This window comes from Pseudomonas sp. Root401 (genome assembly GCF_001425105.1).
GTDB classification, from domain to species: Bacteria; Pseudomonadota; Gammaproteobacteria; order Pseudomonadales; family Pseudomonadaceae; genus Aquipseudomonas; species Aquipseudomonas brassicacearum.
This window is the reverse complement of sequence record NZ_LMDO01000021.1, coordinates 1-26,975: the sequence shown is the minus strand read 5'-3', so window position 1 is coordinate 26,975 and position 26,975 is coordinate 1. Positions and strand designations below refer to the sequence as shown.

General features: G+C 62.0%; 17 protein-coding genes and 1 pseudogene. 15 read left to right on the top strand and 3 right to left on the bottom strand.

The window, feature by feature from the left end; translation table 11 throughout:
• Positions 1 to 11: 11 nt before the first annotated feature.
• The 6 genes from dgcB to ASC85_RS16435 all read left to right on the top strand — a co-directional run bounded on the left by dgcB (position 12) and on the right by ASC85_RS16435 (position 11,802).
• On the top strand, positions 12 to 1,961 hold the full coding sequence (gene dgcB, locus ASC85_RS16460; RefSeq protein ID WP_057450506.1) for a dimethylglycine demethylation protein DgcB: 1,950 nt from the start codon (positions 12 to 14) through the stop codon (positions 1,959 to 1,961).
• Positions 1,961 to 3,181 carry an electron transfer flavoprotein subunit alpha gene (gene etfA, locus ASC85_RS16455; RefSeq protein ID WP_057450505.1) on the top strand — a complete coding sequence of 407 codons (1,221 nt, stop codon included), beginning with the start codon at positions 1,961 to 1,963 and terminating at the stop codon, positions 3,179 to 3,181. The genes dgcB and etfA overlap by 1 nt, the downstream gene beginning before the upstream one ends.
• A gap of 13 nt (positions 3,182 to 3,194) precedes the next feature.
• Entirely contained in the window at positions 3,195 to 3,965 is a 771-nt protein-coding gene (etfB, locus tag ASC85_RS16450; protein WP_057450504.1) for an electron transfer flavoprotein subunit beta, read from the top strand.
• Between the two features lie 1,122 nt (positions 3,966 to 5,087).
• A complete protein-coding gene (locus tag ASC85_RS16445; RefSeq protein WP_057450503.1) occupies positions 5,088 to 8,540 on the top strand; it encodes a GMC oxidoreductase in 3,453 nt (1,150 codons plus the stop codon).
• A gap of 121 nt (positions 8,541 to 8,661) precedes the next feature.
• The gene (locus ASC85_RS16440) at positions 8,662 to 10,530 is read left to right on the top strand and encodes a hypothetical protein (RefSeq protein WP_057450502.1); all 1,869 of its coding nucleotides are present in this window, start codon (positions 8,662 to 8,664) and stop codon (positions 10,528 to 10,530) included.
• A 27-nt stretch (positions 10,531 to 10,557) separates the two neighbouring features.
• A complete protein-coding gene (locus ASC85_RS16435) occupies positions 10,558 to 11,802 on the top strand; it encodes a metallophosphoesterase (protein WP_057450501.1) in 1,245 nt (414 codons plus the stop codon).
• Between the two features lie 129 nt (positions 11,803 to 11,931).
• Here ASC85_RS16435 and gbcA read toward each other — a convergent pair whose 3' ends face one another.
• Positions 11,932 to 13,224 (bottom strand): glycine-betaine demethylase subunit GbcA, encoded by a 1,293-nt coding sequence (gene gbcA, locus ASC85_RS16430; RefSeq protein ID WP_057450500.1) that lies wholly within the window; start codon positions 13,222 to 13,224, stop codon positions 11,932 to 11,934.
• Between the two features lie 284 nt (positions 13,225 to 13,508).
• Here gbcA and gbcB point away from each other — a divergent pair, with 284 nt between their 5' ends.
• On the top strand, positions 13,509 to 14,609 hold the full coding sequence (gene gbcB / locus ASC85_RS16425; protein WP_057450529.1) for a glycine-betaine demethylase subunit GbcB: 1,101 nt from the start codon (positions 13,509 to 13,511) through the stop codon (positions 14,607 to 14,609).
• Between the two features lie 133 nt (positions 14,610 to 14,742).
• Here the strand turns inward: gbcB and ASC85_RS16420 are convergent, their stop codons facing one another.
• Positions 14,743 to 15,783, bottom strand: a complete 1,041-nt coding sequence (locus ASC85_RS16420) for a threonine aldolase family protein (RefSeq protein WP_057450499.1) — start codon at positions 15,781 to 15,783, stop codon at positions 14,743 to 14,745.
• 235 nt (positions 15,784 to 16,018) lie between these two features.
• Between ASC85_RS16420 and ASC85_RS16415 the strand changes: the two genes are divergently transcribed.
• From ASC85_RS16415 to fdhA, 8 genes are all read left to right on the top strand, one after another.
• The gene (locus ASC85_RS16415) at positions 16,019 to 16,723 is read left to right on the top strand and encodes a TraX family protein (protein WP_082534400.1); all 705 of its coding nucleotides are present in this window, start codon (positions 16,019 to 16,021) and stop codon (positions 16,721 to 16,723) included.
• Between the two features lie 346 nt (positions 16,724 to 17,069).
• Positions 17,070 to 18,323: a serine hydroxymethyltransferase gene (gene glyA / locus ASC85_RS16410; protein ID WP_003206308.1), complete on the top strand. Its 1,254-nt coding sequence runs from the start codon at positions 17,070 to 17,072 to the stop codon at positions 18,321 to 18,323.
• A 21-nt stretch (positions 18,324 to 18,344) separates the two neighbouring features.
• Positions 18,345 to 19,595, top strand: coding sequence for a sarcosine oxidase subunit beta (locus tag ASC85_RS16405; protein WP_003206307.1), 1,251 nt, complete (start codon positions 18,345 to 18,347; stop codon positions 19,593 to 19,595).
• Positions 19,596 to 19,609: 14 nt separating this feature from the next.
• Complete coding sequence (locus tag ASC85_RS16400) at positions 19,610 to 19,939, top strand: sarcosine oxidase subunit delta (protein WP_003206305.1); 330 nt, start codon at positions 19,610 to 19,612, stop codon at positions 19,937 to 19,939.
• Positions 19,936 to 22,953 (top strand): sarcosine oxidase subunit alpha, encoded by a 3,018-nt coding sequence (locus tag ASC85_RS16395; RefSeq protein WP_057450498.1) that lies wholly within the window; start codon positions 19,936 to 19,938, stop codon positions 22,951 to 22,953. Before ASC85_RS16400 ends, ASC85_RS16395 begins: the two co-directional genes overlap by 4 nt.
• Before the next feature lie 160 nt (positions 22,954 to 23,113).
• A complete protein-coding gene (locus ASC85_RS16390; RefSeq protein ID WP_057450497.1) occupies positions 23,114 to 23,746 on the top strand; it encodes a sarcosine oxidase subunit gamma in 633 nt (210 codons plus the stop codon).
• A 127-nt stretch (positions 23,747 to 23,873) separates the two neighbouring features.
• On the top strand, positions 23,874 to 24,731 hold the full coding sequence (gene purU / locus ASC85_RS16385) for a formyltetrahydrofolate deformylase (protein ID WP_003206299.1): 858 nt from the start codon (positions 23,874 to 23,876) through the stop codon (positions 24,729 to 24,731).
• A 189-nt stretch (positions 24,732 to 24,920) separates the two neighbouring features.
• The gene (gene fdhA / locus ASC85_RS16380; protein ID WP_003177608.1) at positions 24,921 to 26,120 is read left to right on the top strand and encodes a formaldehyde dehydrogenase, glutathione-independent; all 1,200 of its coding nucleotides are present in this window, start codon (positions 24,921 to 24,923) and stop codon (positions 26,118 to 26,120) included.
• Positions 26,121 to 26,692: 572 nt separating this feature from the next.
• Here the strand turns inward: fdhA and ASC85_RS16375 are convergent.
• Positions 26,693 to 26,875: pseudogene (locus tag ASC85_RS16375) on the bottom strand (cold-shock protein); the annotation flags it as partial.
• Positions 26,876 to 26,975: the final 100 nt, after the last annotated feature.

Below are 26,975 nucleotides of genomic sequence, written 5' to 3'. Positions count from 1 at the left end.
GAGCAACACCTATGTTGAACACCCTTCTTCCCATCCTGCTGTTTGCTGCCCTGGGCCTCGCGGTCCTTGGCGCCTTGCGGCGGGTGAACATGTGGCGCCGTGGACGACCGGCCAAGGTCGACCTGATCGGCGGTCTCTTCGCCATGCCCAAGCGCTATATGGTGGATTTGCACCATGTGGTGGCGCGGGACAAATACATTGCCAATACCCACGTCGCCACGGCCGGTGGTGCGGTGGCGTCGGTGGTGCTGGCGATCCTGGTCCACGGGTTTGGCCTGCACAATCGCTTGCTCGGCTATGCGTTGCTGTTGATGTCGGCCGTGATGTTCGTCGGTGCGATCTTCGTCTACCTGCGTCGGCGCAATCCGCCGGCCCGTTTGTCCAAGGGCCCCTGGATGCGCCTGCCGAAAAGCCTGCTGGCCTTCTCGGCGTCGTTCTTCCTGGTGACCCTGCCGGTGGCGGGCATCCTCCCGGAAAACTTCGGCGGTTGGCTGGTGGCGGCGATCCTGGGTGTCGGCGTGCTGTGGGGTGTGTCGGAGTTGTTTTTCGGCATGACCTGGGGCGGGCCGATGAAACACGCCTTCGCCGGTGCCCTGCACCTGGCCTGGCACCGCCGTGCCGAGCGCTTTGGTGGCGGTCGTTCCACCGGTCTGAAGCCGTTGGACTTGAACGACCCTAGCGCGCCGCTGGGTGTGGAAAAACCCAAGGATTTCACCTGGAACCAACTGCTGGGCTTCGATGCCTGCGTGCAGTGCGGCAAGTGTGAAGCCGCCTGCCCGGCGTTCGCTGCCGGCCAGCCGCTGAACCCGAAAAAACTCATCCAGGACATGGTCGTCGGCCTGGCCGGCGGCACCGATGCGAAATTCGCCGGCAGCCCCTATCCGGGTAAACCGGTAGGCGAGCACAGCGGCAACCCACATCAGCCGATCGTCAACGGCCTGGTGGACGCCGAGACCCTGTGGTCCTGCACCACCTGCCGGGCGTGCGTCGAGGAATGCCCGATGATGATCGAGCACGTTGACGCCATCGTCGACATGCGCCGCCACCTGACCCTGGAAAAAGGCGCCACGCCGAACAAAGGCGCCGAAGTGCTGGAAAACCTCATCGCCACCGACAACCCTGGCGGCTTCGCCCCGGGCGGGCGGATGAACTGGGCGGCGGACTTGAACCTCAATCTGCTCAGCGAGAAGAAATCCACCGACGTCCTGTTCTGGGTCGGCGATGGTGCCTTCGACATGCGCAACCAGCGCACCTTGCGTGCCTTCGTCAAAGTGCTCAAGGCGGCGAAAATCGACTTCGCCGTGCTCGGCCTCGAAGAACGCGACAGCGGCGACGTGGCCCGGCGCCTGGGTGATGAGGCGACGTTCCAGCTGTTGGCCAAGCGCAATATCCAGACCCTGGCCAAATACAGCTTCAACCGCATCGTCACCTGCGACCCCCACAGTTTCCACGTACTGAAAAACGAATACGGTGCCTTCGATGGCAACTACCTGGTACAGCACCACAGCACCTATATGGCGGAAATCATCGACGCTGGCGCGCTGAACCTCGGCCAGCACAAGGGCGACAGCGTGACTTATCACGACCCGTGCTACCTGGGCCGCTACAACGGCGAATACGAGGCGCCGCGCCAGGTGCTGCGTGCGCTGGGTATCGAGGTCAAGGAGATGCAGCGTTCCGGTTTCCGTTCGCGTTGCTGCGGCGGTGGCGGCGGCGCGCCGATCACCGACATCCCGGGCAAGCAGCGGATCCCTGATATGCGCATGGAAGACATCCGCGAAACCGGCGCCGAACTGGTGGCCGTGGGTTGTCCACAGTGCACCGCGATGCTGGAAGGCGTGGTCGAGCCGCGGCCGATGATCAAGGACATTGCCGAACTGGTGGCCGACGCGCTGCTGGAAGACGCGGCCCCAAGCAAGCCTGTAGCCCCGGCCAAACGTGAACCTGCGGAGGTGCATTAATGAGCGACATCATCCGCCGCGACCCTCGCGCCGAGTGGATCGCCCGCAACCGCCTGCACCCGCTTCACGCGGCCATGCAACCGGTGCAGCACAGCTGGATGGGGCCCAACGGCGTCATTCGCAAGAACGTTCATGGTGTCGGTTTCATCGGCCCCAATGGCATCAAGCGCATCGACCGCAGCGGCGCCCAGCAGGGTGGCGCGACCAAGCGTACCGCCGCCGCTGAAGTGCAATTGCCGCTGCATCAGGTGCCGCAACCGGCGTTCTACATCAGTGTGGTGCCGGACATGGTCGGTGGCCGCTTGAGCAGCCACGACCGCGATCTGCTGGGCCTGGCCCACCAGCTTGCCGGCAGCGAAGGTGCGGTGTTGGCGGTGGTTTTCGGTGAGCATAAGGAAAACGCCTTCGCCACGGCCGGTGTCGACCGCTTGCTGGTGCTCGATGGCGAGGAATTCAGCGGTTATGCACCGGAACAACGGGTGCAAGGCCTGCGGGCTGTGGATAACCAGTTCAGCCCGCGTCATTGGCTATTGCCTGACAGCCGCACCGGTGGCGGCGAACTGGGCCGGCGTTTGGCTGCGGCCCTGGGCGAACGCCCAGCCACGCGGGTCTGGCAGGTCAAGGGTGAAGAGTGTATCGGCCGCGCCGGTGCCGGCCTGCAAGACCTGGCCCGGCCATTGGCGCGCTTGATCCTGGCGGCGGCCGAATGTGCTGAACCGGTCAGCGAAACTCGCCACGAAGCCTTGCCGGTGGAGTTATCCACAAGCGTGGCTCGCAGCTTGTCGCGTATCGAAGACCTCGGCGCGGTGGCGGTGGACCCGGGTGCGATCCCGATGGCCGAAGCCGAATTCATTTTCTCCGGCGGCAACGGGGTCAAGGACTGGGCGCTGTTCCACCAGACCGCTGCGGCCCTGGGCGCCACCGAAGGCGCTTCGCGGGTGGCGGTGGACGACGGCTTCATGGCCCGCGATCGCCAGGTCGGTGCGTCCGGCACCTGGGTTACGGCGCGGGTCTACGTGGCCGTGGGGATTTCCGGGGCGATCCAGCACCTGCAGGGCATTGGCGCCTGCGACAAGGTGGTGGCGATCAACCTTGATCCGGGCTGCGACATGATCAAACGGGCAGACCTGTCGGTGATCGGTGACAGCGCAGCGATTCTCCAGGCCTTGATCGCGGCGGTAGAGGCTTACCGCAACGAAGCCAAGCGCGATGCGGCTTAAGAAGGATAAGTTGATGAGTACCCAAGTGATCAGCCTCGTGTCCATCGGCGCCCACCCCACTTCCGGGCGACCCCGGCGCGCCGAACAGGACGCCCGGGCCGTGGAACTGGGCCTGCAACTGGCCGGCAGCGACCTGCAAGTGCTGCACGCCGGCGACGTGGCCGAACCGGCCCTGCGCGCCTACCTGGGCATGGGCCTGGACGAACTGCACGTGCTGGAAAACCCTGTCGGCGCCGATGCCCTGCCGGCCCTGACCGATTACCTGCGTGACGCCGGCGCCCAAGTGGTGCTCACCGGCAGCCAGGCGGAAACCGGTGAAGGCTCGGGCATGCTGCCGTTCCTGCTGGCCGAGAATCTTGGTTGGCCGTTGGTGGTGGGGCTGGCCCAGGTCGAGTCCATCGACAATGGTGTGGCCCTGGTGCTGCAAGCCTTGCCCCGCGGCCAACGGCGACGCCTCAAAGTACGCCTGCCGTTCCTGGCCACTGTGGATAACGCCGCGCCAAAACCTCGGCAAAGCGCCTACGGCCCGGCCCGGCGGGGGGCATTGCATGGCGAGGAGGTCGAAGTGATCGACGACACCTTGCTGGCGGTGGCAACCCTGCAACCGGCCAAGCCGCGCCCCAAACGCTTGAAAGTGATCAAGGCCAAGAGCGGCGCCGACCGCATGAAAGCCGCCACGGCCAAGGCCAGCGGCGGAGGCGGGCAAGTGCTCAAGGGCGTGAGCGCGGAGGCGGGGGCCGAGGCGATTCTCAAGCTGTTGGTGGAGGAAGGGGTGGTTCGCTGACCTCAAGTACCCCCTAGCCCCTTGTGGGAGCAAAGCTTGCTCGCGATCCAGGCGCCTCGGCACTTAAGAGATCGAGGCGTTTTCATCGCGAGCAAGCTTTGCTCCCACAGGGCTAGCTCCCACAAAGAATAAGGCATGGTGGGTTACCCACAATCCCTGTGCGCGCTTCTGTGGATAACCTGTTCGCCCCTCTCTGCACCCTATGCAAACCAGGCCCTCCAGGCCTGCGTTCAAAAAATAGTCAGCCTAACCCACGGTTTTTATTGGCTTTTGCCTGTGAGTAGTTATTCGCTCCAGCCAAAACTTGCCCCCAATCTCTGTTGGCGCTTCTGTGGATAAGATGTTCGCTCTACGCTGCAAGCCATACGAACCGGGGCGTTCAGTGAGTTGATCATAAAATGATCAATCAGCCATTTTTATCAGGAAAACCTTCGGGAAAGCTCGATTTACAAGCCGTCCAAAGGGTTTTCCACAGAATCGTCAAAATTACCCCCAAACGCTGTTGGCGCTTCTGTGGATAAGGTGTTCGCTTACCGCCACAGGCCTTGTCAGGCATGGCTTGCAGACTTTTGATCAAAAAACAACCGACAGGCCGGAAAAACCGTCATTGTTCATAAGTCACGGTTTTTATTCACTTTGCCGGTGGAAAAATGCCGGACATACGCACACTTGTCCCCATTTGCTGTGGGTGGTCATGTGGATAACTTGTTCGCCAAACGCTGCAAGCCACGGCCGGCATAGCGCAAATCGCGATAGATCAAATTTCATACAGTTCTAAGTCACACCCTTGACGAGGGTCTGTGGGCTGTCTTCACTCCATGGCACAAGGACATCGCACCTTTATCCACATCAGGTTCAGGGAGAACACATGATGGATAGCAAGGACCCCCGCTCACATCCGCTCTCATCGGTGACCTGCGTTCCGACACCTCCCACCTCGTTGCACAAACGTATTCATCGTCGCGCCGTCAATCAGCGTGCGCGTCTATAGCGCCCGGGTTTTTCCCCTGTAGCACCGCTGACTGTCACCGGACCCTGCAAGGGACGGTGGCCAGGCGTTCGTGCGTCTGTCGATTTGCAGGCAACCGCAGAGTTGCCCCATCTGCCTGAGAGGACTTGAACATGACACGGATCTCGACCCCCATCAGTGACATCCAGGAACACTACGACGTGATCGTCATCGGTTCCGGCTACGGTGGCGGCATTGCTGCCTCGCGCCTGTCCCGGGCAGGGCGCAAGGTGTGCCTGCTGGAGCGTGGCCGGGAAATCCAGCCCGGCGAATACCCCAATACCCTGCTCGCGGCCACCGAGGAACTGCAGGTCCATGACCCGGATGGCCACATCGGTTCGCGCACCGGGCTGTTCGACCTGCACGTCAACGCCCAGCAGAACGTGGTAGTCGGTTGTGGCCTGGGCGGTACGTCGCTGATCAATGCCAACGTTGCGCTGGAGCCGGAGCCTGGCGTGTTCGAGGACCCGCGCTGGCCCCAGGCGGTCCGTGATCACCAGGACACGCTGCTCAAGGACGGCTACGCCCGGGCCCGGGAGATGCTCAAGCCCAACCCTTACCCCGCGTCGGAACCGAACCTGCCCAAGCTCGACGCGCACAAGAAGTCGGCCGATTACCTCAAGCAAGGCGCGCATTTCTACAAACCACCGATCAACGTGACTTTCGACAAGCTGCCCAACAACCTCAACCACGTCGGCGTCGAGCAGCTGCCGTGCAATGGTTGTGGCGATTGCGTTTCGGGCTGTAACAACAAGGCCAAGAACACCACGCTGATGAACTACCTGCCGGATGCCTGGAACCACGGCGCGGAGATTTTCTGCCAGGCCGAGGTGCGGCACCTGGAGCGCGACGGTGATGGCTGGATCGTGCACTTCCAATACCTGGACAGCGGCCGCGAGATGTTCTCGGCGCCGACCCTGTTCGTGCGCGCCGACATCGTGGTGGTGTCTGCCGGCACCTTGGGCTCCACCGAAATCATGTTGCGCTCGCGGGACAAGGGCCTGTCGATGTCCAGCCAGTTGGGCGAGAACATGAGCGGCAACGGCGACATCCTCGGCTTCGGACACAACTGCGACCAGGTCATCAACGGCATCGGCTTCGGCGCCCATTCGGCCAAGGAACTGGAACCGGTGGGGCCGTGCATCACCTCGATCATCGACATGCGTACCGAGGGCGACTGGCGCAGCCGCATGGTCATCGAGGAGGGATCGATTCCCGGCGCCCTCGGCCAGGCCATGGTGCCGAGCATGGCGGCGTTCGCCGGGATGATTGGCGTGCCCACCGACACCGGCTTCGGCGCCAGCCTCAAGTACAAGGGGCGCGAAGCCGAGAGCTTCCTGCGCGGGCCGTATCACGGCGCGCTGCACAACATGCAGACCTACCTGATCATGAGCCATGACAACGCCAAGGGGCGCATGCTGCTCGACAGCAAGGATCAGTTGCGCATCGACTGGCCCGGCGTCGGCGAACAGGAGAACGTCACCCTCGGCAACGAGCGGCTGCACCAGAGCACCAAGGCCCTGGGCGGGATCTGGGTCGAAAACCCGATCTGGACCAAGTTGCTCAAGCACAGCATCGTCTCGGTCCATCCCCTGGGCGGTTGCGTGATGGGTGAGGATGCGACCCAAGGCGTGGTCAACCACAAGGGCCAGGTGTTCAGTGGCGCCAGCGGCACCGATGTCTACCCGGGCCTGTACGTGACCGACGGTGCGGTGATCCCGACGTCATTGGCGGTCAACCCGTTGCTGACCATTTCGGCGGTGAGCGAGCGCAACATGGGCCTGCTGGCGGCCGACCGCGGCTGGATCATCGACTACACGCTGCCCTCGGCCCCGCGCAAAACCGTGGCGGCGCCGACCCTCGGCGTGCAGTTCACCGAAACCATGAAGGGCTACTTTTCCACAGCCTTCACCCAACCCCAGGGCACCGACCTCAGCCTGTACGAAGCGGCGGCCAAGCGTGGCAAGGCCGACAACTCGCCCATCGAGTTCACCCTGACGATCACCGCCGCCGACCTCAACCGGCTGATCAAGGAACCGGAACACGCCGCGACCCTGGTAGGCACCCTCGACGCACCGTCGCTCTCCGCGCAGCCGCTGGTCGCCAGCAATGGGGTGTTCAACCTGTTCGAGCAGTACCAGGAACAGGTTGGCGTGCGGCACATGAACTACGACATGAAGCTGACCGCCGAAGACGGCAGCGACTATTACTTCAGCGCCTTCAAGACCGTGCCCGAGGACAACGGTGTGCTGAACATCTGGCACGACACCAGCACGCTCTATGTCACGCTCTATCGCGGACCGGACAAGACTGGCGCGGTGATCGGTTCGGGGGTGATGCACATTCTGCCGGCCGACTTCGCCAAGCAGATGACCACCATGAAAGTGCTCAACGCCCGCAATGAACGTGAGCGCGTGGAGGCGCTGGCGCGGTTCGGCAAGTTCTTTGCCGGCATCTTGTGGGAGAGCTACGGCGGGGTCTTCGCCGGCGACGTCTACTTCAACCCGGACGCGCCGCCCCGGTTGAAACGTCCACTGGATGCGCCGCCACCGGTGGTGCATTTCTTCCCGACCGAAGACAACGTCGAACTGCGCCTGACCCGTTACCAGGCCGGCAGCAAAGGCCCGGTGATGTTGGTCCATGGCCTGGGCGTGGGCTCGAATATTTTCTCCACCGACACCATCCACACCAACCTGCTGGAATACCTCTGCAAGCACGAATACGACGTCTGGCTGTTGGATTTGCGGGTGAGTATCCTGCTGCCGGCCAGCAAAAACGAATGGAACGGCGACCAGGTTGCCCTGTACGATTTCAAGGCCGCCATCGAGCAGATCCAGCAGGCGACCCTGGCCCGTGACGTGCAGTGCGTGGTGCATTGCTACGGCGCGACGACCTTCTTCATGTCGATGCTGGCGGGCTTGCAGGGCGTGCGTTCGGTGGTCTGCTCGCAGATCGCCGCCGACACGGTGGTTGCCACCGCCACCGGTCTGAAGGCCGGTTTGCACTTGCCGGGTATGCTCGATGCCATCGGCATCAAGTCCCTCACGGCCTACGCCGACACCAAGGAAAGCTGGTTCAACAAACTCTACGACAAGGCCCTCAACGGCTATGCCCGGATCGAGGCCCAGGGCTACTGCACCAACCCGGTCTGCCATCGCATCACGTTCATGTATGCGTCGCTGTACCGCCACGACACTCTCAACGAAACCCTGCACGACAACCTGCACGAGTTGTTCGGCGAGTCGAACATTCAGACCTTCGAGCACCTGGCGCTGATCGTACGCAAGGGGCATCTGGTGGACTTCAAGGGCAACGACGTCTACATGCCGCATTTCGATCGGTTGAAGTTGCCGATCTGCTTCATCAGCGGCGCCGACAACCAGTGCTACCTGCCACAAAGCACCCTCAAGACCTACGAGCGACTGTGCGAGATGCACGGCCCGCAGTTGTTCAGCCGCCACGAAGTGCCGGGGTACGGCCACATCGACTGCATGTTCGGCAAGGATGCGGTGGTGGATGTGTATCCGATCATCCTTGAACACCTGGAGAAGACGGCGTTGGGTTAGCTGATCGTTCCCACGCTCCGCGTGGGAATGCCGCCATGGACGCTCTGCGTCCGCTGTTGTGACGCAGAGCGTCACGGGATGCATGCCCACGCAGAGCGTGGGAACGATCAAGGGAAATGCCATGAACACTTACATCCGCTGGTTCCAACGCATCATCTGGGTCGGGATTGTCATGAACATGTTCTTCGCGATCCCGGCGCTGTTCGCGCCGGCGTTGCTGACGTCCATGCTCGGCTTGCCGCCCGTGTTGTCCGATCCCTGGCTGGAAAATGCCGGCATGTTGCTGGTGGGGATCAGCCTGTTCTACATGCCCTCGGGGTTCAACGCGCCGCGTTTCGTCGTGCATTCGTGGTTGTGCGTGCTGTCGCGGCTGGTGGCGGTGGTGTTCTGGATCTACCTGATCAACACCAACAACCAGGGCCAGCTGTTCGTGCCGATGCTGATGGGCGACCTGAGCATGTTCCTGATCCTGGGCGTGCTGCTGTACCTCGGCTGTCCAGCGGCCAATCGTCCGCTGGCCTTGCTTTGCGCCGGCTGGCGGGAATGGCGCGCCGGTTGGGCGCGGCGCTGGCAGAGCCACGGTTTCAAGGTCGGCGCGCTGGTGGTGCTGCTGGTGCTGGGCTTTATCGGCTACCAGACCTGGTACCAGATGATCCGGGAAGTGCCGCAACCGGACTTCGCCTCCGACGAAGACCACTACAAATACGCCGCCATCGGCCTGGGCATCGAGGCGCGGATTCCCTACTACCTGTTCGCCGTGCTGCCGCAGATGTGCCCGGAAAAGCTGCCCAAACCGGGCGGTTACGAGGTGTTCGGTTTTCTCTATGAAAACGGCAACGACCTGCCCATCGGCATGGCCAAGCGGCAACTGGGTTACCCCACTGTCGAGCCCAACTGCGCCCTGTGCCACACCGGCTCCTACCGGGCCAATGCCAGTGACGTAGCGATTCCGGTCGCCAGCGCGCCGGCCAATACCCTGCAGCTGCAGGCCTTCCAGTGGTTCGCCTACGAGTGTGCCAGCGACCCGAAATTCACCCCCGATGCGGTGATGGCGGCGATCAATGGCAAGTTCCAACTGGGCTTTTTCGAGAAGCTGTACAACCGCTACCTGATCATCCCCATGGCCAAGAGCGCGCTGCTCAAACAGAAACAGGCCTACGCCTGGCAGAAGCTGCGTCCGGCCCAGGGGCCAGGGCGGACCGACACCTTCAACCCGACCAAAATGGTGGTGTTCGGCTTCCCGGATGACTCCACCATCGGCACCGTGGATCTGCCGCAGGTCTGGAACCAGAAACCGCGCGAGTCCATGTACCTGCATTGGGACGGCAATAACAACAAGATCCACGAACGCAATTACGCAGCGGCCATGGCCGTGGGCGCGACGCCGCAATCGGTGCTGCCGCCGAGTTTCAATCGCGTGACGAACTGGCTGCTGGGCCACAAGGCGCCGGCGTGGCCGTTCGCCCTGGACCAGGCGAAAGTCGCCCAGGGCAAACCGATCTGGGAGAAAAACTGCGCCAGTTGTCACGATTTTGGTCGCAGCGACACCGGCCAGGTCACCACCAACATCGACCAGTTGGGCACTGATCCCCATCGCCTGAATTCCTTCACCTCCGGCCTGGTGACGGCGTTCCACGGTTTTAAGAAACCGCCGTTCGACTTTGGCGCCTACCGCAAGACCCAGAGCTACAGCAACACGCCCACCGACGGTATCTGGCTGCGCGCGCCGTACCTGCACAACGGTTCGGTGCCGACCCTGTGGGATTTGCTGCAAGCGCCAGAGCAGCGTCCGCAGGTGTTCTACACCGGCTCCGACATCTACGACCAGGAGAAGGTCGGCTTCATCACCAGCGGCGCGCAGATGAAGGCGTCGGCGGATTTCAAATACGACACCCGCCTGGAAGGCAATCACAACGGCGGTCACCTGTATGGCACGCAGCTGTCGGACGTCGACAAACGGGCCCTGATCGAATTCATGAAGACCCTGTAGCCCAGGGCATTGCGAAGGAGCGTTCACATGTCATTACTGCACCATTGGGAACATGAGTTCGACAAGGTCAAGGTCCGCCTGCACGGGTTGGTCACGCGGCTGGAAATGTCCTGGAAAAAACTCGTCAACGACCTTGAGCCCGAGGAGTTCCAGGCCATCGTCAAGCTGCTGCAGCGAGGCCACGACCAGGCCCGGCACGTCATCGAGCATGGCGACCTGCCGGACGACGAACCGGCCGTGCCATGGGAGCTGGCCCACGGCTTGTCGATCCTGAAGATTGGCAACGCCACGCCGCTGCCGCAAAGCGAGGACGAGCTACCGACCCGGGTACTCAAGGACGGCACCTTGCTCGGCTGCCGCAAATGGGAACTGCTGGACCTGTTGTGGAGCGAGGCGCTGCTCAAGTGGATCGAGAACCTGCGCCATCACGCGCCGTTCGCCACCAACCCGGCGCTGGTGAAAATGGACAGCGACGTGGTGCTGGCCATCGCTGGCGACTGGGGCACCGGGCCGTTCGACAGTCATGCCCCGGCGGTGGCGGTGGCCAACCAGATGCAACTGGCCCTGGCCGATTTCACCATCCATCTGGGCGACGTGTATTACGCCGGCACCCATTCCCAGGAAGACGTCGACATGGTCGGCTGGCCCCAGGGCAAGCATGGCGCGTTTACCCTCAATTCCAACCACGAGATGTACAGCGGTGCCCACGGCTATTTCAAGGAACTGTCCAAGCGTTTCCCGGTGCAGCAGGGCACCAGTTACTTTGCCTTGTACAACGACGACTGGCTGGTGGTTGGCCTCGACAGCGCCTACGCCTCGGACGCCATGAACCTGTACATGGACGGCACCCTCAACACCCAGCAGATCGAGTGGATGAAGACCCTGCCCAAGCGCAAGAAACTCATGGTGCTCAGTCATCACCAGGGCTTCGATATTTCCGGGCACAACAAGACCGCCCTCTACCAACCGGTATGCGATGCCCTGGGGCGCGAGCCGGACTACTGGTATTGGGGGCATTTGCACAACGGTATCTGCTACGCGCCGCAAGGCGGGCTGCATGCGCGCTGCGCCGGGCACGGGGCGATTCCCTACGGTACGACCAGCGAGTTGAATGGGCATGCCCGGGTGCTGTGGTCGGAAACGCAGTTGGCGGGTGACGAGGCGTATCCGCAGCGAGTGTTGAACGGGTATGTGAAGGTGCGGCTGAAGGGGGAGGAGATTGTCGAGACGTTTTATGGGGAGGATGGCAGTGTGCGGTGGTCTTCCCACTGATGATCGTTCCCACGCTCCGCGTGGGAATGCCTCTACGGACGCTCCGCGTTCGGCTTTTGGGACGCAGAGCGTCCCGGGCTGCATCCCCACGCAGAGCGTGGGGACGATCATCAACCGAAGCTTTGGGGTTTAGCCCTGGACTGGAACACCTTTGAGGTACGGCGCCGGTTCGGCCCCCAGGTTGTTGAGCATGCGCTCGCTGTACCAATCCACGAAGTTCACCACGCCGAACTCATAGGTCTTGGAGTACGGGCCTGGCTGGTAGGCGGTGGAGTTGATGCCGCGCTGATTTTCTTCTGCCAGGCGACGGTCCTGGTCGTTGGTGGCGTCCCAGACCTGGCGCATGCGCGCGACGTCGTAGTCCACACCTTCGACCGCGTCCTTGTGCACCAGCCACTTGGTGGTGACCATGGTTTCCTGGGCGCTGATCGGCCACACGGTGAACACGATGATGTGGTCGCCCATGCAGTGGTTCCACGAGTGCGGCAAGTGCAGGATGCGCATCGAGCCCAGGTCCGGGTTCTTGATGCGGCCCATCAGCTTGGCGCAGCCTTGCTTGCCGTCCATGGTCATCGACACGGTGCCCTTGAGCAGCGGCATGCGCACGATGCGGTTGCGCAGGCCGAAACTGGCGTGGGCGTAAGGGATCTTCTCGGCTTCCCAGGCAGCGGCAGAGGCGGCCACGTGGTCCTTGAACGCCTGGTCGGCCCGCGGGTCGGTGACGTCGTCCCATTCCAGCAGGGTCTTGAGCAGTTCCGGGTGCGCGCCGCCGCAGTGGTAGCACTCACGGTTGTTTTCCAGCACCAGTTTCCAGTTGGCTTTTTCCATCAAGGTGGTTTGCACCGCCACCTTGGTGTTCTCCATGTCGTACGGTTCCATGTAATGGTTCAGTGTCGACAGGAAGTCATCGATGGCCGGCGGGTTCTCGGCCAGGCTGATGAAGATGTAGCCGCCCGCGGTCTTCACGTTCACAGGCTTGAGGCCGTACTGCTTCATGTCGAAGTCGGCGCCCATCTCGGTGCCAGCGAACAGCAGGCGACCGTCCAGCTCGTAGGTCCACTGGTGGTAGTGGCAGACCAGTTTGGCAACCTTGCCCTTGTCGCTGGTGCACAGCCGCGAACCGCGGTGGCGGCAGACGTTATGGAACGCATGCACCACGCCCTCGGCACCACGAATCACGATGATCGGGTTCTTGCCGACTTGCAGGGTCAGGTAGTTGCCCTTGGCCGGGATTTCGCAGGTCATGCCGGCGATCAACCATTCTTTCTGGAAGATTTCCTGCATATCGATATCAAACAGGCGCTCATCGGAGTAGAACGGCTGCGGCAGCGAAAAGGTGCGCTCACGCTCTTGCAACATTTGCGCGGTGGCCTTGCGTGCGGGTTCCAGCGGATCGCCCAGGCTCAGGGTAGTGGTGTCCATCGTTTTATCCTCGTGGCCCTCTAAGCGGAGCCGGTGAAAATGGCTAATCGGTTGTGCTACGCAAGGCAGAAAACTTTGTTTATCTGTTGGGGCGAGTGTGGGGCCGCGCAGGGGCCGAACCTTATCCATGGGCGACATGGCCCAATCTGTTCCCGACGCGCAAGCCCCGGTAGTTAAGGGCTGGTCGCGATAAGTATGTGAATGTCGCAGATAGGTAAATGGTCACCCAGGCGCCTGCGCACAATCGCCATCATGAAGGCCGACAGTCGGCCGTGGAGATCAGCATGTCCAATAACTTCCTGAACCCGGTCACGACCCAGACCTGGGCCAATGGCCGACATATCGTACGTTGCGTCAAAGTCATCCAGGAAACCTGGGATGTGCGCACCTTCTGCTTCATGGCCGACCAGCCAATCATGTTCTTTTTCAAGCCTGGGCAATTCGTCACCCTGGAGCTGGAAATCGAAGGTCAGCCGATCATGCGCTCCTATACCATCTCCAGCTCGCCGTCGGTGCCCTACAGTTTTTCGGTGACCATCAAGCGCGTGCCGGGGGGCAAGGTTTCCAACTGGCTGCACGACACCCTGCACGAGGGCCAGGAGCTGGCGGTGCACGGGCCGGTGGGATTGTTCAACGCCATCGATTTCCCTAGCCCGAAAGTCCTGTACCTGAGCGGTGGCGTGGGGATCACGCCGTGCATGTCCATGGCGCGCTGGTTCTACGACACCAACGCCAATGTCGACATGACCTTTATCCACAGCGCCCGCTCGCCCAAGGACATCATCTATCACCGCGAGCTGGAACACATGGCGTCGCGGATCGACAACTTCAGCTTGCACCTGATCTGCGAAAAACATGGCCTGGGCGAGCCCTGGGCCGGCTATCGCGGTTATCTGAACCACAAGATGCTGGAATTGATGGTGCCCGACTTCCTCGATCGCGAGGTGTTCTGTTGCGGCCCGACCCCGTACATGACCGCAGTCAAGCGCCTGCTGGAAGCGGCCGGCTACGACATGAAGCGTTATCACGAGGAATCCTTCGGCGCTACGCCACCGGAAGCCCGCGCCGACGCCGTGGAACAGGCCGAACAGGCTGCCGACGCCCCTGAAGTCGACGCGGCGGACCTGCACCTGGTGGAGTTCACTTCCTCGGGCAAGAGCATCCGCGTGGGACCGGGAGAAACCGTACACGCCGCCGCTGCCAAGCTCGGCATGATGATCCCCAAGGCCTGCGGCATGGGCATCTGCGGCACCTGCAAGGTGCTGAAGCTGGGCGGGGAAGTGGAAATGGATCACAACGGCGGGATCACCGAGGACGACGAAGCCGAGGGCTACATCCTGTCGTGCTGCAGCGTGCCGAAGGGGGATGTGCGGATCGATTTCTGATCTGCCCATCTGTAGGAGCTGTCGAGCAAAGCGAGGCTGCGATCTTTTGATCTTTCGCTTGAGATTCAATCTGGCTTGGAAAGATCGCAGCCTCGCTCCGCTCGACAGCTCCTACAAGATATCGGTCGTTGCCTCAGGCGCTCATCACTTCCCGAATATCCGCCGCCAATTCCCGCACTCGCGCTTCTTCGGTATCCCACGAGCACATGAAGCGTGCGCCGCCTTTGCCAATGAACGTGTAGAAACGCCAGCCCTTGGCGGTCAGCGCGGCGATGGCCGGTTCCGAGAGTTGCAGGAATACGCCGTTGGCCTGGACCGGGAACATCAGTTCCACGCCGGGAATGTCGCTGACCAGTTCCGCCAGCAATTGGGCGCAGTGGTTGGCGTGGCGGGCGTGCTTGAGCCAGGCCTGGTTCTGCAGCAAGCCGACCCAGGGCGCGGAGAGGAAGCGCATCTTCGACGCCAGTTGCCCGGCCTGTTTGCAGCGATAGTCGAAGTCTTCGGCCAGGTCATGGTTGAAGAACAGGATCGCTTCACCCACCGCCATGCCGTTTTTCGTGCCGCCGAAGCACAACACGTCCACGCCGGCCTTCCAGGTCAGGTCGGCCGGGGAGCAGCCGAGGAAGGCGCAGGCGTTGGAAAAACGCGCGCCGTCCATGTGCAGGTTCAGCCCCAGTTCCTTGCAGGTGACGCTGATGGCGCGGATTTCTTCCGGGGTGTAGACACTGCCGACTTCCGTGGCCTGGGTCAGGGTCACGACCCGGGGCTTGGGGTAGTGGATGTCCTGGCGCTTGAGGGCGATCTCACGGATCGACTCGGGGGTCAGCTTGCCGTTTTCAGTGCGCGCCACCAGCAGCTTGGAACCATTGGAGAAGAACTCCGGTGCGCCGCATTCGTCGGTTTCGACGTGGGCGGTTTCCGAGCAGATCACACTGTGGTAACTCTGGCACAGTGAGGACAACGCCAAAGAGTTGGCCGCCGTGCCGTTGAACGCGAAGAACACTTCGCAGTCGGTTTCGAACAAGGCCCGGAAATCGTCCGCCGCGCGGTGGGTCCACTCGTCGTCGCCGTAGGCGCGTTGGTGACCCTGGTTGGCTTCTTCCATGGCCGCCCAGGCTTCGGGGCAAATACCGGAATAGTTGTCGCTGGCAAACTGTTGACTCTTGTCGGTCATGGCCTTGCTCCTTGAATAGAGAGTCCTGGGTAAAGAGATCCCTGGCGGAATGCCCGGGTGGGGCGTTCCATGGTTCGGCGTGTTTGGGTCCACAGCGCCGTGGTCGATCATGGTTCGGCGCGCTTGAGTGTGCAACGCCGTGATCTATGTTGGTGCGCACTTTACCCAAGATTAGCGGGGGAACACACCGGATGTTTCTGTCGGAAAGTATCAATCTCGTCGCGCGGCTTTATACGTGAGCCGGCGTGACGGGGCCCTGGACCTGCTCAAGTGGTTGGCTCTTTTGTCGATGGTCCTCGATCATCTGCGATATGTCGGTTTTACCGTCGATTGGCTCTACGTGCCGGGGCGGTTGGCATTCCCCTGGTTCTGCCTGGCGATGGCGGCGAACCTGTCGCGCAACGACGCCAGCACCTCCCTCTGGCGCTACCTGGGCTGGCTGCTGCTATTCAGCGCCGTCAGCGAAATCCCCTACCGCTTGTTCATTCCCGTCCCCGCCACCCTGAATGTGATGCCAACCCTGGTCCTGGGCCTGCTGGTGGCGCGCAGTTGGCGGGTACCGACACTGGAGGCGCGATGTCTGGCCGCGGTGGCGTTGTTGTTGGCGGCGCTGTTGTCATCGCAACTGATGTTCGGGTTCTTCGGTGTGCTGCTGCCGCTGGCGATGCTGCTGGTGTTTCGTCGGCCCTGGTATTTCGCCTTGTTGCCGGGGTTGGTCTGCGTGGCAGCCAATCAATGGCGGGTGTTGTATGGCGCGGCATGGCTGGGGGATGGGGTGGCGTTGTGGGGGCTGGTGGCTTGCCTGATCGCGCCATGGCTTGGGCTGATGCTTTTGCGACAGGCGGGTCGTTTTCAGCCACCGGCGATGCGGCGCTGGGCGTATGGCCTTTATCCCGCGCATTTCCTACTGTTGCTCGCGGTTCGCCAGATCGCCGCATAGCCCTGTGGGAGCAGCATTTTTGGAGCCAAGCTGTGGGAACAATACCTGTGGGAGCAAGGCCTGTGGGAGCAAGGCTTGCCCGCGATGAAAACGCCGCGGTCTCCCGCGGACCGAGGTGCCTGGATCGCGAGCAAGCTTTGCTCCCACAAATCTCAGTTCCCACAGTGCTATCGCGCAGGCCTTGTTCTCCGACTCTTTGATCCCATGTCGTAAACGCACCTTTGCGTGGCGTCCATAGGCATTTGACATGCCTGCGCCAGCCATACCATCGCATCCAAAGGGCACGACCGAACGGTCCGTGCCTCACCGAGACGAAAGGCGCACCGCCGCCGCTGGGAGAGACGCGATGTTCAGCAAGCAAGACCAAATCCAAGGCTACGATGATGCACTGCTGGCGGCGATGAACGCCGAAGAACAACGCCAGGAAGATCACATCGAACTGATCGCGTCAGAGAACTACACCAGCAAGCGCGTGATGGAGGCCCAGGGCAGCGGCCTGACCAACAAGTACGCCGAAGGCTATCCGGGCAAGCGCTACTACGGTGGCTGCGAGCACGTCGACAAAGTCGAAGCCCTGGCCATCGAGCGCGCCAAGCAGTTGTTCGGTGCCGATTACGCCAACGTCCAGCCGCACTCCGGTTCTTCGGCCAACAGCGCCGTATACCTGGCCCTGCTGCAGGCCGGCGACACCATCCTGGGCATGAGCCTGGCCCACGGCGGTCACTTGACCCACGGTGCCAAGGTGTCGTCCTCGGGCAAGCTCTATAACGCGGTGCAATACGGCATCGACACCACCACCGGCCTGATCGACTACGACGAAGTCGAGCGCCTGGCGGTCGAGCACAAGCCGAAGATGATCGTTGCCGGTTTCTCCGCTTACTCCAAGACCCTGGATTTCCCACGTTTCCGCCAGATCGCCGATAAGGTCGGTGCCCTGCTGTTCGTCGACATGGCCCACGTTGCCGGTCTGGTCGCCGCCGGTCTGTACCCTAATCCACTGCCTTACGCCGACGTGGTCACCACCACCACCCACAAGACGCTGCGCGGTCCACGTGGCGGCCTGATCCTGGCCAAGGCCAACGAAGAGATCGAGAAAAAGCTCAACGCCGCGGTATTCCCGGGCGCCCAGGGCGGCCCGCTGATGCACGTGATCGCCGGCAAGGCGGTGTGCTTCAAGGAAGCGGCGGAACCTGGCTTCAAGGCTTACCAGCAGCAAGTGATCGATAACGCCCAGGCCATGGCTGGCGTGTTCATCAAGCGCGGCTACGATGTAGTGTCCGGTGGCACCGATAACCACCTGTTCCTGGTCAGCCTGATCCGTCAGGGCCTGACCGGCAAGGACGCCGATGCTGCCCTGGGCCGTGCCCACATCACCGTCAACAAGAACGCCGTACCGAACGACCCGCAATCGCCGTTCGTGACCTCGGGCTTGCGCATTGGCACCCCGGCGGTGACCACGCGTGGTTTCAAGGTGACCCAGTGCGTCACGCTGGCCGGCTGGATCTGCGACATTCTCGACAACCTCGGCGATGCCGATGTCGAGGCCAATGTGGCGCAGCAAGTGGCGGCCCTGTGCGCGGACTTCCCGGTTTATCGCTGAGTCGGTTTTGGAGTAATGACTATGCAACGCTATTCGGGCTTCGGCCTCTTCAAACACTCTCTCAGCCATCACGAAAACTGGCAGCGGATGTGGCGCACGCCGACCCCGAAAAAGGTCTATGACGTGGTCATCGTCGGCGGTGGCGGGCATGGCCTGGCGACCGCCTACTACCTGGCCAAGGAACACGGCATCACCAACGTGGCCGTGGTCGAGAAGGGCTGGTTGGGCGGCGGCAACACCGCGCGCAACACCACCATCGTGCGCTCCAACTACCTGTGGGACGAATCGGCCCACCTGTACGAACACGCGATGAAACTCTGGGAAGGCCTGTCCCAGGACCTGAACTACAACGTGATGTTCTCCCAGCGTGGCGTCTACAACCTGTGCCACACCCTGCAGGACATCCGTGATTCCGAGCGTCGCGTCAGCGCCAACCGCCTCAACGGCGTGGACGGCGAGCTGCTCAACGCCAAGCAAGTGGCCGACGAGATCCCGTACCTGGATTGCTCGAAAAACACCCGCTACCCGGTGATGGGCGCCACCGTCCAGCGTCGCGGCGGCGTGGCCCGTCACGATGCCGTGGCCTGGGGCTTTGCCCGGGCGGCGGACGCGTTGGGTGTGGACCTGATCCAGCAGACCGAAGTGATCGGTTTCCGCAAGGAAAACGGCGTGTGCATCGGCGTGGAAACCAACAAGGGCTTCATCGGCGCCAAGCGCGTCGGCGTGGTGACCGCTGGTAACTCCGGACACATGGCCAAGCTTGCGGGCTTCCGCCTGCCGATCGAATCCCACCCGCTGCAAGCGCTGGTGTCCGAGCCGATCAAGCCGATCATCGACAGCGTGATCATGTCCAACGCCGTGCACGGCTACATCAGCCAGTCCGACAAGGGCGACCTGGTGATCGGTGCCGGTATCGACGGCTACAACGGCTACGGCCAGCGTGGTTCGTACCCGGTGATCGAACACACCATCCAGGCCATCGTCGAAATGTTCCCGGTGCTCTCGCGGGTGCGCATGAACCGTCAGTGGGGCGGCATCGTCGACACCACGCCGGACGCCTGCCCGATCATCTCCAAGACCCCGGTGCCGAACATGTTCTTCAACTGCGGTTGGGGCACCGGCGGCTTCAAGGCGACACCTGGCTCGGGCAACGTATTTGCCGCGAGCCTGGCCAAGGGTGAAATGCACCCCTTGGCCGCACCTTTCTCCATCGACCGTTTCCACAACGGTGCGTTGATCGATGAACACGGCGCTGCTGCGGTTGCCCACTAACAGGAGAAATCCCCATGTTGCACATCTTCTGTCCTCACTGCGGCGAACTGCGCTCCGAAGAGGAATTCCATGCATCCGGCCAGGCGCATATCCCGCGTCCACTGGATCCGAACGCCTGCACCGACGAACAGTGGGGCGACTACATGTTCTTCCGTGATAACCCGCGCGGGTTGCACCATGAACTGTGGGACCACGTCGCCGGTTGCCGCCAGTACTTCAACGTGACCCGCGACACCGTGACCTACGAGATTCTCGAAACCTACAAGATCGGCCAAAAGCCGCAGTTCACCGACAAGGCTGACAGTCCGAAAGCGGCTGCACAGGCTCTGGGAGAGAAGGTATGAGCCAGATCAATCGCCTGTCCAACGGCGGACGGATCGACCGCAACAAAGCGCTGAGCTTCACCTTCAACGGCCAGACCTACAAAGGCTTCGAGGGCGATTCCCTGGCCGCCGCACTGCTGGCCAACGGTGTCGACATCATTGGCCGCAGCTTCAAGTATTCGCGTCCTCGCGGCATCTTCGCCGCCGGCGCCGAAGAGCCGAACGCCGTGCTGCAGATCGGTGCCACCGAAGCCACGCAAATCCCTAACGTGCGCGCCACGCAACAGGCGCTGTACCAGGGGCTGGTCGCCACCAGCACCAACGGCTGGCCGAACGTGAACAACGACATGATGGGCATTCTCGGCAAGGTCGGCGGCAAGCTGATGCCGCCGGGCTTCTACTACAAAACCTTCATGTACCCGCAATCGTTCTGGATGACCTACGAGAAGTACATCCGCAAGGCTGCAGGGCTGGGTCGCTCGCCGACCGAGAACGATCCGGACACCTACGACTACATGAACCGTCACTGCGACGTGCTGATCGTCGGTGCTGGCCCTGCTGGCCTGGCCGCCGCATTGGCCGCGGCCCGCAGCGGTGCGCGCGTTATCCTGGCCGATGAGCAGGAAGAGTTCGGCGGCAGCCTGCTCGACTCCCGCGAGAGCCTGGACGGCAAGCCAGCGATCGAATGGGTCGCTGCGGCGGTGGCTGAACTGCGCTCGATGCCAGAAGTGGTGTTGCTGCCTCGCGCCACGGTGAACGGTTACCACGACCATAACTTCCTGACCATCCACGAGCGCCTCACCGACCACCTCGGTGACCGCGCGCCCATCGGCCAGGTCCGCCAGCGCATCAACCGCGTCCGCGCCAAGCGCGTGGTCCTGGCGACCGGTGCCTGCGAGCGTCCGCTGGTCTACGGCAACAACGACGTGCCGGGCAACATGCTGGCCGGTGCGGTGTCCACTTACGTGCGTCGCTACGGCGTGGCTCCTGGCAAAAAACTGGTGCTGAGCACCAACAACGACCATGCCTATCGCGTGGCCCTGGACTGGTTCGACGCCGGCCTGCAAGTGGTGGCTGTCGCCGATGCGCGCAGCAACCCGCGTGGTGCGCTGGTGGAAGAAGCCCGCGCCAAGGGCATTCGCATCCTCACCGGCAGCGCCGTGATCGAGGCCCGTGGCAGCAAGCGCGTCACCGGGGCACGTGTTGCAGCGATCGACGTCCGTGCCCACAAAGTCACCAGCCCCGGCGAATGGCTGGACTGCGACCTGGTGGCCAGTTCCGGCGGCTACAGCCCGGTGGTTCACCTGGCTTCGCACCTGGGCGGCAAGCCGATCTGGCGTGAAGACATCCTCGGTTTCGTACCGGGCGAAGCACCGCAAAAGCGCGTGTGCGTCGGTGGTGTGAACGGCGTCTATAGCCTCGGCGATAGCTTGGCCGACGGTTTCGAAGGCGGCGTGCGCGCGGCCAACGAAGCCGGCTTCAAGGCCGTGGAGGGCGTGTTGCCCAAAGCCCTGAGCCGTCACGAAGAGCCAACCCTGGCGCTGTTCCAGGTGCCCCACGAAAAATCCACTGCACGGGCGCCGAAGCAATTCGTCGACCTGCAGAACGACGTCACCGCCGCCGCCATCGAACTCGCCACCCGCGAAGGCTTCGAGTCGGTGGAACACGTCAAGCGCTACACCGCACTGGGCTTCGGTACCGACCAGGGCAAGCTGGGTAACGTCAACGGCCTGGCCATCGCGGCCCGCTCGCTGAACGTGAGCATCCCGCAGATGGGCACCACCATGTTCCGTCCGAACTACACGCCGGTAACCTTCGGCGCGGTGGCTGGCCGGCACTGTGGGCACATTTTCGAGCCGGTGCGCTTCACCGCGCTGCATGCCTGGCATGTGAAGAACGGCGCCGAGTTCGAAGACGTCGGCCAGTGGAAGCGCCCTTGGTACTTCCCGAAGAACGGTGAAGACCTGCATGCCGCGGTCAAGCGCGAATGCAAGGCCGTGCGCGACAGCGTTGGCCTGCTGGACGCCTCGACCCTGGGCAAGATCGACATCCAGGGCCCGGACGCCCGTGAGTTCCTCAACCGCGTCTACACCAACGCCTGGACCAAGCTTGACGTGGGCAAGGCTCGCTACGGCCTGATGTGCAAGGAAGACGGCATGGTCTTCGACGACGGCGTAACAGCCTGTCTGGCGGACAACCACTTCCTGATGACCACCACCACGGGCGGCGCGGCGCGCGTGCTGCAATGGCTGGAGATCTATCACCAGACCGAATGGCCGGACCTGAAGGTGTACTTCACCTCGGTCACCGACCACTGGGCGACGATGACCCTGTCGGGCCCCAACAGCCGCAAGCTGCTGAGCGACGTCACCGACATCGACCTGGACAAGGACGCTTTCCCGTTCATGACCTGGAAGGAAGGCCTGGTGGGCGGCGTGCCGGCGCGGGTGTTCCGGATCTCGTTTACCGGTGAGCTGTCGTACGAAATCAACGTGCAGGCCGACTACGCCATGGGCGTGCTCGAGCAGATCATCGAGGCCGGCAAGAAGTACAACCTGACCCCGTATGGCACCGAGACCATGCACGTATTGCGGGCCGAGAAGGGCTTCATCATCGTCGGTCAGGACACTGACAGCTCGATGACCCCGGATGACCTGAACATGGGCTGGTGCGTAGGGCGGACCAAGCCGTTCTCGTGGATTGGCTGGCGCGGCATGAATCGCGAAGATTGCGTGCGTGAAGACCGCAAGCAACTGGTGGGCCTCAAGCCGATCGACCCGAATGTCTGGCTGCCGGAAGGCGCGCAACTGGTGTTCAACACCAAGCAGGCGATCCCGATGACCATGGTTGGCCATGTGACCTCCAGCTATGCCCACAACTCCCTGGGTTATTCATTTGCCATGGGTGTGGTCAGGGGCGGCCTCAAGCGGATGGGCGAGCGGGTGTTCGCGCCATTGGCCGACGGTAGCGTGATCGAGGCAGAGATCGTTTCTTCGGTGTTCTTCGATCCGAAGGGGGATCGGCAGAACATTTAACACTTGAGCCCTGTGGTGAGGGGCGTGTGGGAGCAAAGCTTGCTCGCGATACAGGCGACACGGTAGCCATCAGACCGAGTTATCGTTCATCGCGGGCAAGCCTTGCTCCCACAGCGCCACGCACCGGCAGGTCGAGCAAGCATTCAGACAGGTGCTCCACATGACCGCAGTCAACGTGTACCAACAACGCCCAACCACCGGGGCCAAGGCCGAGTCGTCGCTGCACCATGCCGACCTCGCCAGCCTGGTGGGCAAGGGCCGCAAGAACGCCGGTGTGACCGTGCGCGAGAAAAAACTCCTGGGCCACCTGACCCTTCGTGGCGACGGTCACGACCCGGCGTTCGCCGCCGGCGTGCACAAGGCCCTGGGCCTGGAATTGCCAGGTGCGCTGACCGTCATCGTCAAGGGTGAAACCAGCCTGCAATGGCTTGGCCCGGATGAATGGCTGTTGGTGGTGCCCACTGGCGAAGAATTCGCTGCCGAGCAGAAATTGCGTGAAGCCCTGGGCGACCTGCACATCCAGATCGTCAACGTCAGCGGCGGCCAGCAGATCCTCGAACTGTCCGGCCCGAACGTGCGCGACGTGCTGATGAAATCCACCAGCTACGACGTTCACCCAAGCAACTTCCCGGTGGGCAAGGCCGTGGGCACGGTGTTCGCCAAGTCGCAACTGGTGATCCGCCACACGGGCGAAGACACCTGGGAACTGGTGATCCGCCGCAGCTTCTCCGATTACTGGTGGCTGTGGTTGCAGGATGCCGCGGCTGAGTATGGCTTGAGCGTGCAGGCCTGAGTTTGATCGTTCCCACGCTCTGCGTGGGAATGCATCCCGGGACGCTCGGCGTCCCAAAAGGCGGACGCAGAGCGTCCATGGCGGCATTCCCACGCAGAGCATGGGAACGATCAGAGGAGTATCACGAATGAGCCGCGCCCCAGACACATGGATCTTGACTGCCGACTGCCCCAGCGTGCTCGGCACGGTGGACGCGGTGACCCGCTTTCTGTTCGAGCAGGGCTGCTACGTCACCGAGCACCACTCCTTCGACGACCGGCTCTCGGGGCGCTTCTTCATTCGCGTGGAGTTTCGCCAACCGGAAGGTTTTGACGAGCAGAATTTCCGTTCCGGCCTGGCCGAGCGTGCCGAAGCCTTCGGCATGGTTTTCGAACTGACGCCGCCCAACTACCGGCCCAAAGTGGTGATCATGGTCTCCAAGGCCGATCACTGCCTCAACGACTTGCTCTACCGCCAGCGCATCGGCCAGTTGTCCATGGACGTGGTGGCCGTGGTCTCCAACCACCCCGACCTCAAGCCGCTGGCCGACTGGCACCAGATTCCCTACTACCATTTCCCCCTGGACCCGAACGACAAGCCTTCCCAAGAGCGGCAGGTGTGGCAGGTGATCGAAGACACCGGCGCCGAGCTGGTGATCCTTGCGCGCTACATGCAAGTGCTGTCGCCGGAGTTGTGCCGCAAGCTCGACGGCAAGGCGATCAACATCCACCACTCGCTGCTGCCGGGCTTCAAGGGCGCCAAGCCGTATCACCAGGCCTACAACAAAGGCGTGAAACTGGTGGGCGCCACGGCGCACTACATCAACAACGACCTGGATGAAGGTCCGATCATCGCCCAGGGCGTGGAAGTGGTAGACCACAGCCACTATCCCGAAGACCTGATCGCCAAGGGCCGGGACATCGAAGGGCTGACCCTGGCCCGGGCCGTGGGGTATCACATCGAACGAAGGGTGTTCTTGAACGCCAATCGCACTGTCGTTCTTTAGACCGACATCGCGAGCAAGCTCGCTCCCACAAAATACGGGAGCACACAAAGATCCAATGTGGGAGCGAGCCTGCTCGCGATGAGGCCCTCCCAAACAACACAGAAACAAGACACAAGCACTAACCCGAGCAATCAACGCGCTGCCTGCCTGGGCAACGCAGTTCCACAAAAACAACAGCGAGGTGAAAGCATGTCTGGTAATCGTGGTGTCGTGTATCTCGGCAACGGCAAGGTCGAAGTACAGAAAATCGACTATCCAAAAATGCAGGACCCGCGCGGCAGGAAGATTGAGCACGGTGTCATCCTGCGCGTGGTCTCCACCAACATCTGCGGCTCCGACCAACACATGGTGCGCGGCCGTACCACTGCCCAGACCGGCCTGGTCCTGGGTCACGAAATCACCGGTGAAGTGATCGAAAAGGGCAGCGACGTCGAAAACCTGAAAATCGGTGATCTGGTGTCGGTGCCGTTCAACGTGGCTTGCGGGCGCTGCCGTTCCTGCAAAGAGCAACACACTGGCGTCTGCCTGACCGTCAACCCGGCCCGTGCCGGCGGTGCCTATGGTTACGTGGACATGGGCGACTGGACTGGCGGCCAGGCTGAATACGTGCTGGTGCCGTACGCCGACTTCAACCTGCTGAAACTGCCGGACCGCGACAAGGCCATGGAGAAAATCCGCGACCTGACCTGCCTGTCCGACATCCTGCCGACCGGCTACCACGGCGCTGTCACCGCCGGTGTTGGCCCTGGCAGCACCGTCTACATTGCCGGTGCCGGCCCGGTTGGCCTGGCCGCTGCCGCTTCCGCTCGCCTGCTGGGCGCGGCGGTGGTGATCATTGGCGACGTCAACTCCATCCGCTTGGCCCACGCCAAGGCCCAGGGCTTTGAAATCGTCGACCTGTCCACCGACACTCCGTTGCACGAACAAATCGCTGCACTGTTGGGCGAGCCAGAGGTGGACTGCGCCGTCGACTGCGTAGGCTTCGAAGCCCGTGGTCACGGCCATGACGGCGTCAAGCACGAAGCCCCGGCCACCGTACTCAACTCGCTGATGGGCGTGGTCCGTGTAGCTGGCAAAATCGGCATCCCAGGCCTCTACGTCACCGAAGACCCGGGCGCTGTCGATGCGGCGGCGAAAATGGGCAGCCTGAGCATTCGCTTCGGCTTGGGCTGGGCTAAATCCCACAGCTTCCACACCGGCCAGACCCCGGTGATGAAGTACAACCGCCAACTGATGCAGGCGATCATGTGGGACCGTATCAACATTGCTGAAATCGTCGGCGTGCAGGTCATCAGCCTGGACGACGCGCCGAAAGGCTACGGCGAGTTCGATGCGGGCGTGCCGAAGAAGTTTGTGATTGACCCGCACAAGTTGTTCAGTGCGGCGTAAAGCGGTAGGCAAGACGGAAAAAGGGCGACAGTGATGTCGCCCTTTTTATTTGACTTGCCCTCAAGGCTGTTTATTGAGTGTCAGCTGTTTTTTTCTCCAGGCCTGCTGAGGAGGGGGGCCCTCATCCACATACTCCTCCCGATAACTATATAAGCAGGTGTTTGTTATAGGGGGGGGCGTTGTTAAGGTCATTTGGTACATGGGTTGTAAAAAGTTAGGGCCCACGGCCTCGCCCCGCCAGATAACTTTTCCAGAGGAGTCCTTCACCGTATATTCCTCGAAGACCGGTTGGCCAGGAGTGGTCTCTGGCATTAAACGAAACTCTATTTCTTCTACAGTGGGACAGCTTGTTGCATACGCAGCATGGGTAACGCCCATGAGTCCAGCGACGGAAAATAAGCAAAATATTAAACCGCGCATTTCACGTACTCGCTTGTTGATCGGAACAATGATGATCGCTGAGCGTCGTACTTGAGCCTACTGTCAGAAATGACAGTAAGTCAGACCAAAAGGAAATAGTCTTGCGGGTTTTCATGCGACGACTTAGGGAAAGGACCTGAGCGAACCGATGATTATTCCGGCGTCACTCTCATGGCCTGCATGCCTTTATCACCTTGCTCGATTTCAAACGAAACGGTCTGCTTCTGTTTCAACGTCTTATAACCCTCGCCAGCTATCGCCGAATAATGAACGAACAATTCCTCGCCTCCTTTGCCGCAGGTAATGAAGCCATAGCCCTTTGCATCGTTAAACCACCCCCGGTGTCAGGATAGTTGTCGCCTCTCCGGATTTACCCCCAAAAGCACACCGAGGGCGGAAAGAGACAGGTTGTGACGTACTATTCACGCGAACGTA